The organism is Floridaenema fluviatile BLCC-F154 (genome assembly GCF_041929135.1).
Taxonomy (GTDB): domain Bacteria; phylum Cyanobacteriota; class Cyanobacteriia; order Cyanobacteriales; family Aerosakkonemataceae; genus Floridanema; species Floridanema fluviatile.
Genome location: NZ_JBHFNS010000033.1, coordinates 26,614 through 42,743, shown reverse-complemented (window position 1 = coordinate 42,743; position 16,130 = coordinate 26,614). Strand labels below are relative to the sequence as shown.

Genomic DNA, 16,130 nt, shown 5'->3' with positions numbered 1-16,130 from the left:
ATCACCTAAACCACCAATCAAGGTATCGTTAGCCGTACCACCACTAATAGTGTCGTTACCATCGCCACCATCTACCGTATCAAAGCCATCGCCACCATCCAAGGAATCATTACCTTCGTTTCCTTGAATCCAGTCTTCATTGGCAGCACCAAAAATCACATCATCATCTTCACCGCCACTGATAGTGTCGCTACCATCACTACCATCGATGAAATCAGCACCTCTTTCTCCAGAAATCAGGTCTTCGTTAGTACCACCGTCAATAAAGTCATCGCCTGAACCGCCAAATACTGTATCGTTAGCAGTGCCAGCACTGATACTGTCATTGCCTGCGTCACCTTCAAGGAAGTCAAAACCATCACCACCTATTAAAGTGTCATTTCCTGAACCGCCGCTTAAAGTATCTTCGTTGCCTCCACCATCTATGAAGTCGCTGCCTTTATTACCAACCAAGGAGTCATTACCTGAACCACCCAGCAAGGTATCTCTACCACCCAAGGTATCTGTCGCTGAATCACCTTCTATGACATCATCGCCATTCTCACCAAATATCGAGTCGTCGCCTGCTTCCCCGTAAATGGTATCGTTTTCACCGCCGCCATTAATGATGTCGTTATCAGTGCCACCAAATAATAAGTCATTGGATGCACCACCAAACAAGGTGTCATTACCTGCATCACCGCTTAAGGTGTCATTATCAGAGTTGCCATCAAGATAGTCGTTATCTTCTCCACCGGATAAGTTATCTGCACCTAATTCACCATATAAACTATCGTCTCCAGCGTCGCCTTTCATTAGGTCAGTACCTTCACGACCATACATCAGGTCGTTACCAGCATCACCTTCTAAAATATCGTTGTCAGTACCACCATCAAGTGTGTCGTCATCTTCACCACCAAGTAGGGTGTCATTACCTAATTCACCGATAACTAAGTCGTTGCCACTACCTCCATCTAGCAAGTCATTACCTGTAAGACCATTAAGGATGTCGTTGCCACTACCTCCATTGAGGGTGTCATCTCCAGCTAGTCCATTAATATTATCGTTGCCTCCGCCACCGTCAAGTGAGTCGGGGCTATCTGTTCCAACTATGATGTCATCTGTACTAGGTTCTCCTACGTCGTCAATTACACCGTCCTCAACTGTACCGTCGTCAACTACCTGGTCAACAGGTTGTACTGGTTCGTTTACAGGAGTTTCTACGTCAGAGATAACGTTTAATTTTAAATCCATAGTTGTGCCTTCCTTTGGTAGATGTCAATTTGGCTAAATGCTGCGTTAACAAGCGCATCTAACAAAACAGTTATCGACAGTAATTTCGCGACTGTTTTGTGTGAATTGCCCTGGAAAAAATCAGGTATTAAGTTTCAGAAATACCTAGTCTTTGAGTCTTGTTGCTTCAGTTTTGGTATAGGTAAGTTTGCGTAACTGCTCTCTTGTTTTTGAGTAGTTTTACCCTGTTAAAAATGATTGCTCAATAAAGTTACTGGATTTTACGTAGTAACAGGGAAAATCGACTTATGAGAAACTTAAGCGACGCTCATAGTTTAGTCGGTGTTATTACTGATTCTCAATACTTTTTCACAAAGAAAGAGTAAAGTTAATGTAAAATTTCTATAAAGTATTTAAGAAAATACAACTTTTTTCTTAAGTTTTTAACCGCCAAAACTTTGACAAATAAGACTTTGGCGGTGTTTATCTCTCTTTTAAAATTTCAGGGTAAATAAATACGTGAATATTCGGCATAGATTCTTCAATTACGAAGATCTAACAAAGTAAAGAACTGGTGATAATACTGAAAAAGGGCATTTTTTTTCATAAAGAGTTGATGAATTTTCTGTGAAATTTATATGAATACTATTTGGGTAATTAATAAATTTAATTCCTTTTTTATAGTAATTTATTTTCTTTAGTTGAATTACTTAAGTGAATTTGCGTAGAAAGTTGCGATCGCACTCTGTTAACTTAGTAGCGATCGCATTAGTAGGTAAATTTTACAAGTGAGGAAACTTGCGAACTTGGTACTCTTGGGACTCTAACATTTGATAAGAGTTGCCCATTGCTTCGGCAAAGCGTTGTTCTGTCTCATCCAGTAACTTTTGGGAAACAGACTTCCACTGTTCGTGACTTGCCCAGTGAATCACAAAAATCACTTCTGCGGGAGAATCAGGATTAATCCAAACTTCCTTGGCTAAAAAACCTGGACTTTGAGCTAGCACTGGAGTCCAGATTTCCATATCCTTTTGAATAAATTCCTCTCTGCGCTCTAAATCTACTTGAAACTTGAGCCACTCAATTACCATTGGGGATACCTCGCTAAAAACTGACTAATGGCTGATTTTTCAGGTCGATCGAAAATCGAAAATCTCAAATCTAAAATCGAATGACAGAATGGTATTGTGTGCGGGAATGCACAAATTCCAGCATAGCGACATGGGCGATATGTCAGTTGCCCTTTTTCAGCAAAGAAGTGGGAAACAGTATGGATAGTAATAATTGGCTGAAGCAGCTATTGATGATTGGCGTAGGTACAACATCTTTAATGGCAGAGAAAATTCGGGAAGTCAGCGATCAGTGGGTCAAGGAAGGTAAAATTAATCCTGACCAAGCGAAGGCGTTTGTTGATGATTTGATGAATCAGTTGAAGTCAGATCAAGGTAACAATTTTGAGGCGCAGATGCAGCGCCAGATGCGAAATATGATGCAGGACTTGGGTGTGGCGCGTCAGTCGGAAGTGGATGAGTTGCGCGGAAGGATTGACCGTTTGGAACGTCAGGTGCGCGACCTAGAAAATAAGCTGTGGCGCTAAGAAAACTGATAGGATTTGATCGCAGCTGCAAAGATCTCAGGGAGGAAGAATTTTGAAAGCGATTCTGATCAGTATTGCAGTGATGCTGGTCTGTGGGTTAATTGTTTTGGTAGCTCAACTTAGCAGCCCCCAAAAACCAGCTTTAGCTGATGAACTGACTGGGCCTCAACAGCAGGTGGCTAGTTCAGCACCCCAAGGTACTTTATTTGCGAGTAATACTATGTCTAATCCATCAAGCGCGGATTCTGATAAAGAAGTCGTGACAACGCCTTCGGGTCTAAAATATGTCGATTTAGAAGCGGGAACTGGCACTACTCCGAAAGCTGGTCAGACAGTGGTGGTACATTATACTGGCACTTTGGAGAATGGCAAGAAGTTTGATAGTTCGCGCGATCGCAATCAGCCATTTTCCTTTCAATTAGGTGCAGGACAAGTAATCAAAGGCTGGGATGAAGGTCTGAGTACTATGAGAGTTGGCGGTAGTCGTCGATTAATCATTCCCCCAGAATTAGGTTACGGTGCTCGTGGCGCTGGTGGAGTTATTCCTCCTAACGCTACTCTGGTTTTTGATGTAGAACTGTTGAAAATCGGCAGTTAAAAAGGCAGGGGGCAGAGGGGCAGGGGGGCAGAGGGGCAGGGGGGCAGAGGGGCAGGGGGGCAGGGGGGCAGAGGGGCAGGGGGGCAGAGGGGCAGAGGGGCAGAGGAGAAAAAATTTCCAACTTAAAACTTTCTTCCTAACTCGAAACTCAAAAGTTTCCCAATCCCCAATCCCCAATCCCCAATCCCCAATCCCCAATCGCCAATCCCCAGTCCCCAGTCCCCAGTCCCCAGTCCCTTTAACGATGAGGTGAGGCCATATTTCGGAAACGGGTAAATTGAGGGTCGAAGAGTAATTTTACTGTTCCTGTTGGGCCGTTGCGGTGTTTGGTAATAATGATTTCTGCTACGCCTCTGTCAGGAGAGTCTGGGTTATAGTATTCATCACGATAAAGCATAACTACTAAATCTGCGTCTTGTTCAATAGATCCACTTTCTCTCAAATCTGCCATCATTGGGCGTTTATTTGTTCTGGCTTCTACTCCACGACTTAGCTGAGATAGGGCGATTACTGGTACATTTAATTCACGGGCTAAACCTTTTAAACTTCTAGTAATCTTCGATAATTCTTGGACGCGATTATCGCCTCCGCCTTCCATTAATTGCAAGTAATCTATTAAGACTAATCCTAGTTCTCCGCCTACTTCTGCTTGCAAGCGTCGGGCTTGACTTTTCATTTCGGTGACGGTGATATTTGCTGAATCGTCAATGTAAATTGGGAGTTCGGTTAATACTCCTAAAGCCCGACTTAAAGAGTCCCATTCGTTTTGGCTAATTCTGCCCGATCGCAAACGGTTACTTTCAATTTCTGATTCGCAAGATAACATTCTTTGTACCAATTGTTCTTTGGACATTTCTAAGCTAAAAATAGCAATTGGCAATCGATGTTTTCCGGCGATATTTTGGGCAACGCTGATTGCGAAAGAAGTTTTTCCCATTGACGGTCTGCCAGCTACAATAATTAAATCCGAACGCTGAAAACCGCCTGTCATAGTATCTAAATCATAAAAATCGCAAGTTAAACCAGGTGAAGTTAACTCTTGATTGCGGATTTCTAATTCTTGAAATGTATGAATTAAAGTTTCAGAAATTGATACTAAACCTTGTTGGGGTCGTTCTTGGGTAATGCCAAAAACTTTTTCTTCGGCTTCATCAAGAATAATGGGTAATTCTTTAACAGTATTGTAACCTAATTGAGTGATTTCATGTCCGACATGAATCAATTTGCGGCGAATATATTTGTCTACTATTAGTTTGGCATATTGGTCGATGTTGATGGCGCTGACGGTGCGATCGACCAATTGCACCAACTTACTTTGACCACCAATTTTATCTAATAATTTCTGATCGGCAAGCCAAGCCATTACTGTTAATAAATCAGTTGGCTTACCTTGACTATGTAAAATTGAGGTGGCACGATAAATAATTTTATGAACTTCTAAAGAAAAAGATTCAGGAGTTAATAAATCGGCGACGCGGTTAATAGCTTCGGGGTCAATTAAAATACCTCCCAAAATCGATTCTTCAGCTTCGATATTTTGTGGAGGTAAGCGATCGCCAACACTGGAAAAATTAACAGAGTCAACCATAATAAATATTGGCTAATTATATAGTCAGCCATTAGCCATTGAGCAAAAGAATAGACAAATGACAATGACTAACGACCAACGACCAATCCTAAATTAGCTTGCAGTTGCTGCAACGATAATCTCTACTTGGGCAGTTACTTCTGGGTGTAACTTAACATCTGCTTTGTAAGTACCCGTTTTGCGAATTTCGGGTAAAGTAATACCGCGACGATCGACTTCATGACCAGTAACTTGCTGAATTACTTCTGCCACTTCCTGATTAGTCACAGTACCAAAGATAGCATCTCCTTCTCCGACCTGCTTGGACAGGGTAAAATTACCGACTTTTTCGATCGCAGTTTTCATGCCAAGTGCTTGTTCCTTGAGTTCCGCAAGGCGTTGACGTTCTTGTTCTCTGCGTCTTTCTACTTGTTTGAGAATACCGGGAGTAACGTGAGTGCCGAATTGCTTGGGAATGAGATAATTACGGGCATAGCCAGGGGCTACATCCACAACGTCGCCAGATTTGCCCAGCTTGTTGACATCTTGTAATAAAACTAATTGAACTCGTTTGCTCATGAGCGTTCCTGTAGAGCCTGGGTAAAATATATCCGAACGTACCATTTTAGCGAAATTTGGAGATCGATCGCAATTTCTGATAATCTTCCCACTTCGCTAAATCTGACTAAAATCCGGCTAACAACCGAAACTGAAAGCGGGTTACGGCAAATCTTGATTTCCTGTTCCTGTTATCTCCCTAATCAAAACCGATCCTTCATTCCTCGCAATCTGGCAAAGGTTTGAATTGAGTCTTGACTCTTAACTGCTGATTGTAAAAGAGGATCGTCCCAACGTAAAAAAGGATTAGTTTGCTTTTCTGTTCCTAACATTGATGGTACAGTGGGCTGATGGCGATCGCGTGCCATTTTCACCCGATCGAATCTGGCTTTTAAATCCGAATTTGTCCCATCTACAGTTAAAGCAAATTGCAGATTTTTCAAAGTATATTCATGAGCACACCAAACTCTAGTATTATCCGGTAAATTCCGCAATTTCCCCAAAGAATCTACCATTTGCGTTGGCGTACCTTCAAATAGTCTGCCACAACCCCCAGCAAACAAAGTATCGCCGCAAAACAACTCCCCTGTTTCATCCGCAGTAGTAGGCGGAAAATAGTAAGCAATATGGGCGCGAGTATGTCCGGGAACAAAAAATACTTCAGCTACTCTATCAGCAAAAGTAACCTGAGAACCTTCAGTTAAAAATACCTCTTGTCCGGGAATTCTCCCTCGATCTTCTGCACCTCCATAAACACAAAGCTGGGGAAAACGCGCCATTAACTGTTGATTACCCCCTACATGATCGTGATGATGGTGAGTATTAAAAATCGCCACTAACTCAGCGTTCAGCATTTGTAGTACTCGCAACACCGGAGCAGCTTCAGCTGGATCGACTACAGCAGCGATATTCTGTTTTCGATCGTGCAACAGAAAGATGTAATTGTCCGAAAGTGCAGAGATTTGGTGTACCTGCATACAAAGATACCTCAACAGTAAGTTTGATTTTGATTAAGAATAAATGTAACTAATTTGCCCCAGTCAGAAAAAACAGTATGATTGCTTTAGTGCTGAAACATCTGCAAATATTTAGTTAGCCTTAGTGGTAGTTTAGTACCAAGATATGGGCAAACTATAGAGGAGGTCAGCTAGATGAGAGGTAACTTTCAGGGCAAATCTACAGTTAACGTCAAGCAAATTATCGATCAAATCCTGATTTCCGGGCAAGTTAGTCGAGAAGAGTATATGCAGCTTACCTCGGCTATACTTTCAGACAAACAAATTACAGAGGAAGATCGCCGCCAAATTAATCACATCTTTGATTATTTACAGGCAAGTCGTCTGAAATTAATAGATTAGTTGAATTCTGGAAAAATGTCACAAACCAAACCTATTATTTTAGTTACAGGTGGTGCCGGATATATCGGTTCCCATGCCGTCCAAGCACTACAAAAATCAGATTATGATGTGGTGATTTTGGATAATTTAGTTTATGGACATCGAGATATTATTGAGAATGTTTTAAAGGTAGAGTTAGTTGTTGGTGATACTGGCGATCGCACTTTACTCGATCGCCTATTCTCAAGCCGGAATATCGCCGCAGTTATGCACTTTGCTGCTTATGCTTATGTTGGTGAATCTGTCACCGATCCGGCTAAATATTATCGCAATAATGTATTAGGAACTCTCACACTTTTAGAAGCAATGGTAGCCGCAAACGTGAAGAAATTTGTGTTTTCTTCTACTTGCGCTACTTACGGTATTCCCAAAACAATTCCCATTCCCGAAAATCACCCCCAAGATCCGATCAATCCTTACGGTGCAACTAAGTTAATGGTAGAACGGATTTTAGCTGATTTTGATGTGGCTTATAACTTGAAATCCGTCTCCTTTCGCTATTTTAATGCTGCTGGTGCCGATCCAAGTGGTTTGTTAGGCGAAGATCACAATCCCGAAACTCACTTGTTACCTTTAGTGTTAATGACTGCATTAGGAAAGCGAGAATCAGTGTCAATTTTTGGTACAGATTATCCCACTTCTGACGGTACTTGTATCAGAGATTATATCCACGTTTGCGACTTAGCAGATGCTCATGTTTTAGGTTTAGAATATCTGTTAAAAGGTGGAGAATCTAACATATTTAATTTAGGAAATGGTAGCGGATTTTCGGTGAAAGAAGCGATCGATGCAGCCAGAGAAATTACTGGGAAAGAGATTAAAGCGATCGAGTGCGATCGCCGTCCCGGAGATCCACCAATGTTAGTCGGAAGCAGCGAAAAAGCCCGGAAAATATTAGGTTGGCAACCGCAATATGCCGACATCAAAGACATCTTAACCCACGCCTGGAACTGGCATCAAAAACGTCACGGAGGTTCAAACTAGGAAACCTAAACTCAATCCAGATCTATCAAAGTAACAATTAGGAGAATGAGATTATGCTTCATTCTCCTTGGTCACAAACCTGAGTTTTAGTAATAGCCAAAGGAACAATATAAAAATGTCTCCCTACGTATCAATTATTGTTAATTGCTTTAATCAAGGTCACTATCTAGAACGTTCAGTAAAAAGCGTTTTAGAACAAACATTCACCGACATCGAGTGTATTATTATAGATGATGGATCTACTGATAATACTCGTGAAGTATCTGAACATTTAATGAGTTTAGATTCACGAGTCAAGTATTTTTATAAACAAAATGGAGGACTTCCATCGGCGCGAAATTTTGGCGTACAGAAAGCAGAAGGAGAATGGATTCAATGCTTAGATGCCGATGATTGGATTCATCCAGAAAAAACAGCATTTCAGTTGAAATATATAACTGGAAACGAGATAGAAAACATAGTTTTTTACTGTGATTATGAAAGAGTATTTATAGACAAAGATGAAAATATTATTGAGCGCCAAGAAAATATTATAGGGCAGTTAAATAGTCAGGAATTTTTACAACGCTTAATGCTGCCAGACTTTCTGGCTTCATCTCCTCATCCAGCATTACAGCAGTGTATGTTGATGAAAAAAGATATTTTGAGTAATCATGAGTTTCCCAAACATCTCAAAGCATTAGGCGATCGATATTTTGCTTTAGATATTATTGCCAACGGGGTCAAATTTATTTATACGCCAATGGTAGGAGCATTTTATACAAAACATAAATCTAATAGAACTAATAGCTGGAAATACATGAGAGATTATTATATTTTGTTTTATGAAACTGTAAAAAAGAATCATGAAGAATTACTGAAATTTGGTGATATTCCTCTAGGATTCCTGATTAACGAAACAATTATGGAACAAGAAGAAACTCAATTTAATCGATTAATTCCTTTGGTTAAAACACCAATTTGGTTATTAAATAAAAACTTGAAAATAGATAATCCAGAATTGCTCAAATTAGCCTACAAAATAAGAAAAATTACCCCTAGTTTTATCCTATATGAAAAATATCGTGGGCCTCGGACAAAAAAAGTTATATCTGTTTTATCCAATTTAGCAATTTGGCAAAAGCCAAAGAACAAAAAAGCTTAAACTGTCGATTTAATAAAGGCAAATTTTTAATAAATTCAATATTATTTAATATTAAATCATCAAAACTAAGTAAAGTAAAACAACAATTTTCCAGATAGTAGGAGAGCAAATAAAAAGTGAAAGTTTCAGTAATTATTAGCGATTTATCAGGAGGAGGATCTGTTAGAGCATTTTTGCTAGGTCAAGTCCTCCGCCAATTGAACCATGAAGTTGAATTCGTGGGATTTATGTTTGGGAAAGAAATTTATGCAGAACCCCCATCTGGGATGAAAGTTATAGCAGTAGAGGGAAAAATTTATCCGGGATTTTTTAACTCTGCCAAAGAAGTTTTAAGCAAAATTAATGGCGATCTTATCTATGCAGTTAAACCAAAACCTACGAGTTTGGGAGTATCTTTAATTAAAAAATTATTTAGCGATCGCCCTTTAATTTTAGATATGGATGACTGGGAATTGAGTTGGTATGGTGGCGATGATTGGCACTACCGTCCAAACATTAAACAGTTATATCGAGATCTTTTTAGTAAAGATGGTGCGTTAAGATACCCTGACTATACGCTTTATATTAAGTGGATGGAAAAATTAGTATCTCGTGCTGATGCTTTAACTATTGATACTGAGTTTCTCAAACAACGTTTTGGTGGTGTCTATCTCCCTAATGGGAAAGATACTGCTTTGTTCAATCCCGAACTGTATAATCCCGAAAAAAGTAGAGAAAAATATGGACTCTCAGAATATCGAGTTTTAATGTTTCCGGGAGCACCTAGACCACACAAAGGAGTAGAAGATGTTTTAACTGCCTTAGATCGGCTGAATGAATCAGATTTAAAATTAGTAATTGTTGGTGGCAGTCCTTATGATGATTATGATGATAAACTAATGCAAAAATGGGGACGCTGGATCGTTAAGTTGCCTAGATGTGGTGTAGAAGCAATGCCAGAGGTAGTATCTGCTGCCCATGTTGTAGTAGTACCACAGCGAGATAGCCTAGCCGCAAGGGCACAGTTTCCTTTAAAACTAACTGACGGTATGGCAATGGCAAAGCCAGTTTTAACGACTAAAGTTGGTGATATTCCAGACATTATGGCTGGAACTGGTTACATTGTAGAGCCAAATTCTCCAGAGCAAATAGCTGCCAAAATTCAAGAAATATTCCAAAATTTTGATGCAGCTAATGAACTGGGTAGGCAGGCAAGAGAAAGATGTGTTGCTGACTATAGTGTAAATACTATGTCAGTTATACTAGAAAAATTAATTGCTAACTTCAAGTAAGACAGGAGAGACAGAAATTTATGAATAAAAGATCCACAAAGATAATTAATGAGTACAGTCAAGATTATTCAGGAACAAATTAACTTACGGATAGTTTTATGTCTAAAAGTAACCTACTTATAAAATTTGCTCGGCGTTATCCTATCTGGATCATTTTCACTATTATTCTCGGATTTTCGGGAGCCTTATTTAATGGTGTAGGTACAGCTTTGATTGTACCAATACTGTTAAATGTACTAGGACAACAAGTAGAATTAAAAGGCGCTCCACCACTAATTCAAAAAATTATTACACCTTTTGATAATTTGCCGAGCCAATATCGCCTGTTGGCAATGGCAGGAGTAATCTTACTAGTAATTATATTGAAAAACCTTGCTAATTATATAGGGAGTTTAGTATCAAGTTCACTAACCCGAAAGCTAGCTGCTGATATGCGAGAAGCAGGTTTGCAGATGCTTTTAGAAGTAGATTTAGATTTTTATGCAAAAATGAAAGTAGGCGATTTAATTAATCGCTTAGGGGGAGAAATTGCCCGTGCCGTGGGTACAATTGGTACAATAATTAGAATAGTAACTATTTCGATTACTGTTTTAGTATTTGTAGCTTTATTACTAATAATTTCTTGGCAGTTAACGATCGCTTCAACCTTTCTATTAGCTACTGTGGCATTGATTAATCAAGTATCAATATATAGAGCTAGGATATTTGGTAAACAATTGTCAGAAATGTCAAAATCGTACTCAATTCGAGTGTTAGAAGTGTTAAATGGTATTCGTTTAGTTAAAGCAACGGCAAACGAAAAGAGAGAATATGAGTTGTTGCAAAATTTGATTCGGATTCGGGAAAAAGCAGATTTTCAATCTCAAGTAAACGATGCAGCGATCGCACCAATTAGTGAAGTTACCGGAATTTTTGCCCTGATGATTATTGTGATTTTAGGACGGGCATTTTTTATCAATCAAATTCAGGCTGTTTCAGCGGTTATTTTAACTTACTTATTAGTTCTATTTCGGCTTTTACCCTATATTACCCAATTGAATAATGCCAGAAGTCAATTAGCTAATAGCTCGGCTAGTGTAGAAATCGTCGCCGACTTTTTAAGACGGGATAATAAGCCATTCATCAAAAATGGTTCTTTGCCATATAAAGCATTAGAAAAAGGGATTGATTTCCAAAAGGTTTTCTTTAAGTATCCCGGACATGAAGACTTCGTGTTAAAGAATATTAATCTATTCCTGCCTCGCGGTACTACTTTGGCTTTAGTAGGAGGATCGGGTGCAGGTAAATCAACGTTAGTAGATTTGGTACCACGATTTTACGATTCTACAACTGGCAGCATTACTTTAGATGGAATAGATATCCGAGATTATGATGTAAAATCTCTGCGAAAAGCGATGGGGATCGTTAGTCAGGATACATATCTGTTTAATGATTCGGTGCGGAATAATATTGCTTATGGCAATCAAAATGCTACGGAAGAGGAAGTTATTTCTGCGGCAAAGCGGGCAAATGCTTATGAATTTATCACTAAATTGCCTCAAGGATTTGATACAGTAATTGGCGATCGCGGCGTGTTATTATCTGGTGGACAAAGGCAGCGTTTAGCGATCGCTAGGGCACTTTTACAAGACCCAGATATTTTAATTTTAGATGAAGCCACAAGTGCCTTAGATACGGTTTCAGAACGTTTGGTACAAGCAGCAATTGAAGATTTAAGTCGCGATCGAACTACCTTAGTAATTGCACACCGTCTTTCTACTGTACAAAAAGCCGATCAAATTGCTGTATTAGACAAGGGAATAGTTGTAGAGATTGGGACTCATCAAGAACTCGTAAATAAAGGTGGTTACTATTCCCGTTTGTACTCTATGCAATTTTCCGAAAGTCCCGAAGTTGTCTTTGCTCATAATGAAGCGATTCGCGAACAAGTATCTTATGAAGTACGTACTTTATTAAATTCTATGATTGGTTCCCTGAGATTACTGGCTGATAATATGGTAGATACACCCGAAGAACAAAGAGAATTAATTGAGGAATCTTACAGTTCAGCTATCAGTCTTTTTAACTCTATTGAGTCATTTGAAAATAGCAGCAAGCTCCCAATAAAATAACGCCATTTTCTAGTTAGATTTAGTAGGGAATTTTAGAAGTTTAGAATTAGGATTTTTTAACTATGGGCAGAAAAACTGTGGGAATGATTAGTAGCTATCCAGGACTGACACAATGCGGCTGGTTATGGCATCAAACTCCCTATCCCTTTGGTGCGTGGGGCAATATTGAAATGCGGGCTCAAGAATCAAACCCTGATTTCATGCTTCTATATAATTTTTTGAGCTTTCCAAAACCACCGGGAAAAAGCCCCTTGTGGTTTGTCAATCAAAAACGCAAATATCGCTACGAACAAGAAGTTGAATCAATGCAAGCTAAACTCCGCGGGGTACCAAAAGAACGGATTATTTTTCTTTGGCGGGAACCACCTCTAGAGGAAGTGCTGCAAAGAACCCTGATTCATTATCAAAAAGCGGAACAATACTGCGGATACATTTCTGGGCCTGATGATTACGTACCTCATCCAGATTATATGCCTGCTATTTGGTATATCGGTAATTCTTTTCGAGAACTCAATGAAATGAATCCACCGGAAAAGGTAAAAACTTGTAGTTGGATTGTTTCTGGTGTTAATCGTGCGGCTAATCACGCCAAGCGATTAGAGTTTTTGAAACTGCTACAAGAAAGCGATTTTCAATTTGATTTGTATGGGCGAAATTTACCAGATTGGACGTGCAACTTTGGAGAAATTAGTAATAAGTGGTATGCAATGGCACCTTATTATTACAATTTGACGATCGAAAATTATGTTGATAACGATTGGTATGTGAGCGAAAAATTGTGGGATGCTCTTTTAGCTTGGTGTCTACCAATTTATTATGGTGGACCTGCTGCTGATAAGTTGTTACCACCTGGTAGTTTTCTGAGGTTGCCTAGTATGGATGAAAAAGGCTTGGCATATATTAAAGAAGTAACGGCTACGCCGGATGCTTGGTATGCAGCAAAAGAGGCGATCGCAGAAGCAAGACAAATTATTCTGCATAAGCTCAACTTACTGGAATGGCTCTCCAATTTTACAGCCAATTTTTCCTGATATCTGATAATACTAAATCCGGCTGAAAAAGCCCGTTAATAAATTAGTCCGCCTTTAGGATATTGTATAGGCGGACTTTTGTTTAGCCATGATTTCTGTTATTAAGAGTTTTTCAAATATGGTTGAATTAAGTTAATTATTTGTTTAGTTCGCTGATTCCTCCCGATATCATTTAAGTGATAAACAGAATTAAAAAACAGCGATTTGTCGTAGAGGAAATCTTCAGCTTTACCTAAAACAGGAACTCCCTGACTCTGATAAAGACTCTCGATATTTTGGAAAAAAGCTTGAGTGTCAGGTTTTTGATAAACTTCAAAATTAACTGTACTCGGCCATGTAGCAATAACATTTATATTATTTTTTCTGCTCCAAGTTATAAATTCAATAATCTTATTCTTCGCATAATTGTCAATAGCATATTTATTCAATGTAAACGGACTCCAGGTATCCATTAGCTTAAACTGCTGTTCTGTCATCTTATCTTTACCATTGTCCAGGGTGTCACCATACTGATTAATCCTGTTAGCATATTTTTTCTGAGATGAAGTTGGTTTAAGCTTGGTGGAAATTCCTTGTATTAATCTATCAGATGAGATTCCACCTATGTACTTAATTTGTGCGAATAAATCAACGGATTTAAAATAATTTGGGTCGTATCCAAATACATAGTCGATCGACAGTTCGCTAGGTGAACCTTTAGACAAATAAAGCTGATATTCTAAGGGGATCAAAATAGTGTCGTTCGGATTAGCTAAACGCTGAGCATGACTGAGGATATAATCCAGACCTAGTTCCTGAGTCAGGGCGGTATTAACGCAAGGAATTTTTGTTTCTTGGAAAATGGTAGCGCAACTTAGTCCGTAGAGAGTATTGGAGCCAGAAACTAACAAAATCTTAGGAGATTCTATCGATTTAGCATAGCTGATTTTGATCCGATCTAGCTCGTAAATCCAACGGGCAGTTTGTGTAGGTACGCCAATTTGGTAAAAGACAATTCCTAGATAAGTCAGACAAGCGATCGCAAATCCAATCAGGATGTATTTGAGATATTTTGTATATAACATAAGCTCAGAAGTTAAAGTAAATAAAATCGCTGGGAGTAGCTTCTAAAAAAGTTTTACAGCAAAAGAATATCATGCCGCCAAACAGAATTCCAAAAACTATGTTTGGTTGCCATTGTAACTTTTGCCAGAAAGGATGAGAAACTTTTGTGGGTTGATAATCCAACGCAGGGTTATATTGTGCCATCCACTCTTGAGTATTCGGGAAAACCCAAACGATCGCGAGTAAGAAACAAATTCCACTAATTGCATACCAAGGATTTGTTTGTAAATTAGGCATGAAACCATCAAATTTAATTCCTAAATTCTGCATGAATGACAGCCTTGCAGATAAAAATGGTGGTAATGAAAAACCGTTGAAACCAATGCCTCCTGCTAACATAACGCTGACTGCTTTCATGTTTTCCGCCCTAAAGAAAATCCATGATAGAACTACGGCAAAAAATGTTACTATTCGTGCTAACCACCTGCTCCACCAAGAACTTTTTTGTAAATCTTGACCGAGGGATTTTCTGAATAATTGCCATTGGCGGTGAGTGACTAGGTAAGCACCATGTAAACCGCCCCAAATTACAAAATTCCAACCTGCGCCATGCCAAAGACCTCCTAACAGCATGGTGAGCATTAGATTGAAGTATCGCCGTAAATTTCCCTTGCGATTACCGCCCAAGGGAATGTAAATGTAATCTCGCAAAAAGTTAGAAAGGGTAATGTGCCACCTGCGCCAAAAGTCAGAGATATTGAGGGCTTTGTAGGGGGAATCAAAGTTTAGTGGTAGTAGGATACCGAACATTCTAGCGATGCCGATCGCCATATCTGAATACCCTGAAAAATCAAAATAAAGCTGCAATGTATAGGCAAGCGCACCCACCCAAACCTCGAAAAATGTTAGACTTACTCCTTGAGCAGCTAAATCAAAAACTGGGTTAGCCAAAACCGCCATGCTGTTAGCAAATATAGCTTTTTTAAAGAACCCCACTGCAAAAATTGTCATTCCGACAATCAAGTTTTCCTGACTAAATCGATAGTTGGATCGCTCTTCAAATTGGGGCATCATGTCTTGATGGCGGACAATTGGCCCTGCTATTAGTTTGGGAAAGAAACTGACAAATAGTAAATAGTTAAGAAAACTTTCTTCTTTGGTTTCACCTCGATAAACATCTACTAAATAAGCAATTTGTTGAAAGGTAAAAAACGATATGGCTAAAGGGAAAAATACTTGCTCGAAATTAAAGCTTGTTTGGCTCAACTGATTAACTGTAGTAATAAAAAAATTGGCATATTTAAAATAACCAAGCACAATTAAGTTGACTGCTATTCCTATGGTTAAAAGCCATTTCCGGGATAGATTAACTTTCCAACGATCGAACAAAAGTTGATCTTTTAATGCCGAGCCAACGCCATAGTTAAATCCGATCGAAGAAATCAGCAATAGTAAAGATGTTGGGTTAGTTTTGGCATAAAAGAATAAGGAAACTGCCACTAGCCAAGCGATCGCCATTCGTCGATCGCCTCTTTTGGCTAGCTGAAAGAAAATTAACAGCGCGATCGGTAGAAATAAAAAAATAAATTCTGGTGAGTTAAACAGCATAGTAGGTT

15 protein-coding genes are annotated in these 16,130 nt (G+C 39.2%); 8 read left to right on the top strand and 7 right to left on the bottom strand.

Annotation, left to right across the window (positions count from 1 at the left end; genetic code table 11):
• Nucleotides 1–1,233: calcium-binding protein (locus tag ACE1B6_RS07620; protein ID WP_459562984.1), on the bottom strand; the 1,233-nt coding region annotated here is incomplete at its 3' end.
• 761 nt (nucleotides 1,234–1,994) lie between these two features.
• Nucleotides 1,995–2,303 carry a TIGR03792 family protein gene (locus ACE1B6_RS07615; protein ID WP_413256651.1) on the bottom strand — a complete coding sequence of 103 codons (309 nt, stop codon included), beginning with the start codon at nucleotides 2,301–2,303 and terminating at the stop codon, nucleotides 1,995–1,997.
• Nucleotides 2,304–2,482: 179 nt separating this feature from the next.
• Between ACE1B6_RS07615 and ACE1B6_RS07610 the strand changes: the two genes are divergently transcribed.
• Entirely contained in the window at nucleotides 2,483–2,809 is a 327-nt protein-coding gene (locus tag ACE1B6_RS07610) for a phasin family protein (protein ID WP_413256654.1), read from the top strand.
• A gap of 52 nt (nucleotides 2,810–2,861) precedes the next feature.
• On the top strand, nucleotides 2,862–3,407 hold the full coding sequence (locus tag ACE1B6_RS07605) for an FKBP-type peptidyl-prolyl cis-trans isomerase (protein ID WP_413256650.1): 546 nt from the start codon (nucleotides 2,862–2,864) through the stop codon (nucleotides 3,405–3,407).
• Nucleotides 3,408–3,645: 238 nt separating this feature from the next.
• Here ACE1B6_RS07605 and dnaB read toward each other — a convergent pair whose 3' ends face one another.
• The 3 genes from dnaB to gloB all read right to left on the bottom strand — a co-directional run bounded on the left by dnaB (nucleotide 3,646) and on the right by gloB (nucleotide 6,509).
• A complete protein-coding gene (gene dnaB, locus ACE1B6_RS07600) occupies nucleotides 3,646–4,995 on the bottom strand; it encodes a replicative DNA helicase (RefSeq protein ID WP_413256649.1) in 1,350 nt (449 codons plus the stop codon).
• Nucleotides 4,996–5,088: 93 nt separating this feature from the next.
• A complete protein-coding gene (gene rplI, locus ACE1B6_RS07595) occupies nucleotides 5,089–5,553 on the bottom strand; it encodes a 50S ribosomal protein L9 (RefSeq protein WP_413256648.1) in 465 nt (154 codons plus the stop codon).
• 182 nt (nucleotides 5,554–5,735) lie between these two features.
• Nucleotides 5,736–6,509: a hydroxyacylglutathione hydrolase gene (gene gloB / locus ACE1B6_RS07590; RefSeq protein ID WP_413256647.1), complete on the bottom strand. Its 774-nt coding sequence runs from the start codon at nucleotides 6,507–6,509 to the stop codon at nucleotides 5,736–5,738.
• Between the two features lie 174 nt (nucleotides 6,510–6,683).
• Between gloB and ACE1B6_RS07585 the strand changes: the two genes are divergently transcribed.
• From ACE1B6_RS07585 to ACE1B6_RS07560, 6 genes are all read left to right on the top strand, one after another.
• The gene (locus ACE1B6_RS07585; RefSeq protein WP_413256646.1) at nucleotides 6,684–6,890 is read left to right on the top strand and encodes a hypothetical protein; all 207 of its coding nucleotides are present in this window, start codon (nucleotides 6,684–6,686) and stop codon (nucleotides 6,888–6,890) included.
• Between the two features lie 15 nt (nucleotides 6,891–6,905).
• The gene (galE, locus tag ACE1B6_RS07580) at nucleotides 6,906–7,913 is read left to right on the top strand and encodes a UDP-glucose 4-epimerase GalE (RefSeq protein WP_413256645.1); all 1,008 of its coding nucleotides are present in this window, start codon (nucleotides 6,906–6,908) and stop codon (nucleotides 7,911–7,913) included.
• A gap of 115 nt (nucleotides 7,914–8,028) precedes the next feature.
• Nucleotides 8,029–9,057: a glycosyltransferase family 2 protein gene (locus ACE1B6_RS07575; RefSeq protein WP_413256644.1), complete on the top strand. Its 1,029-nt coding sequence runs from the start codon at nucleotides 8,029–8,031 to the stop codon at nucleotides 9,055–9,057.
• Nucleotides 9,058–9,173: 116 nt separating this feature from the next.
• On the top strand, nucleotides 9,174–10,328 hold the full coding sequence (locus tag ACE1B6_RS07570; RefSeq protein ID WP_413256643.1) for a glycosyltransferase family 4 protein: 1,155 nt from the start codon (nucleotides 9,174–9,176) through the stop codon (nucleotides 10,326–10,328).
• Between the two features lie 98 nt (nucleotides 10,329–10,426).
• Entirely contained in the window at nucleotides 10,427–12,439 is a 2,013-nt protein-coding gene (locus ACE1B6_RS07565; protein WP_413256642.1) for an ATP-binding cassette domain-containing protein, read from the top strand.
• 62 nt (nucleotides 12,440–12,501) lie between these two features.
• Entirely contained in the window at nucleotides 12,502–13,470 is a 969-nt protein-coding gene (locus ACE1B6_RS07560; RefSeq protein WP_413256641.1) for a glycosyltransferase family 10 domain-containing protein, read from the top strand.
• Between the two features lie 101 nt (nucleotides 13,471–13,571).
• On the opposite strand, the gene ACE1B6_RS07555 is transcribed toward ACE1B6_RS07560, so the two are convergent.
• Together ACE1B6_RS07555 and ACE1B6_RS07550 are read right to left on the bottom strand one after the other, a co-directional pair.
• Nucleotides 13,572–14,534 (bottom strand): hypothetical protein, encoded by a 963-nt coding sequence (locus ACE1B6_RS07555; RefSeq protein WP_413256640.1) that lies wholly within the window; start codon nucleotides 14,532–14,534, stop codon nucleotides 13,572–13,574.
• 4 nt (nucleotides 14,535–14,538) lie between these two features.
• Nucleotides 14,539–16,122 carry an MBOAT family O-acyltransferase gene (locus tag ACE1B6_RS07550; protein ID WP_413256639.1) on the bottom strand — a complete coding sequence of 528 codons (1,584 nt, stop codon included), beginning with the start codon at nucleotides 16,120–16,122 and terminating at the stop codon, nucleotides 14,539–14,541.
• Between the last annotated feature and the right edge of the window lie 8 nt (nucleotides 16,123–16,130).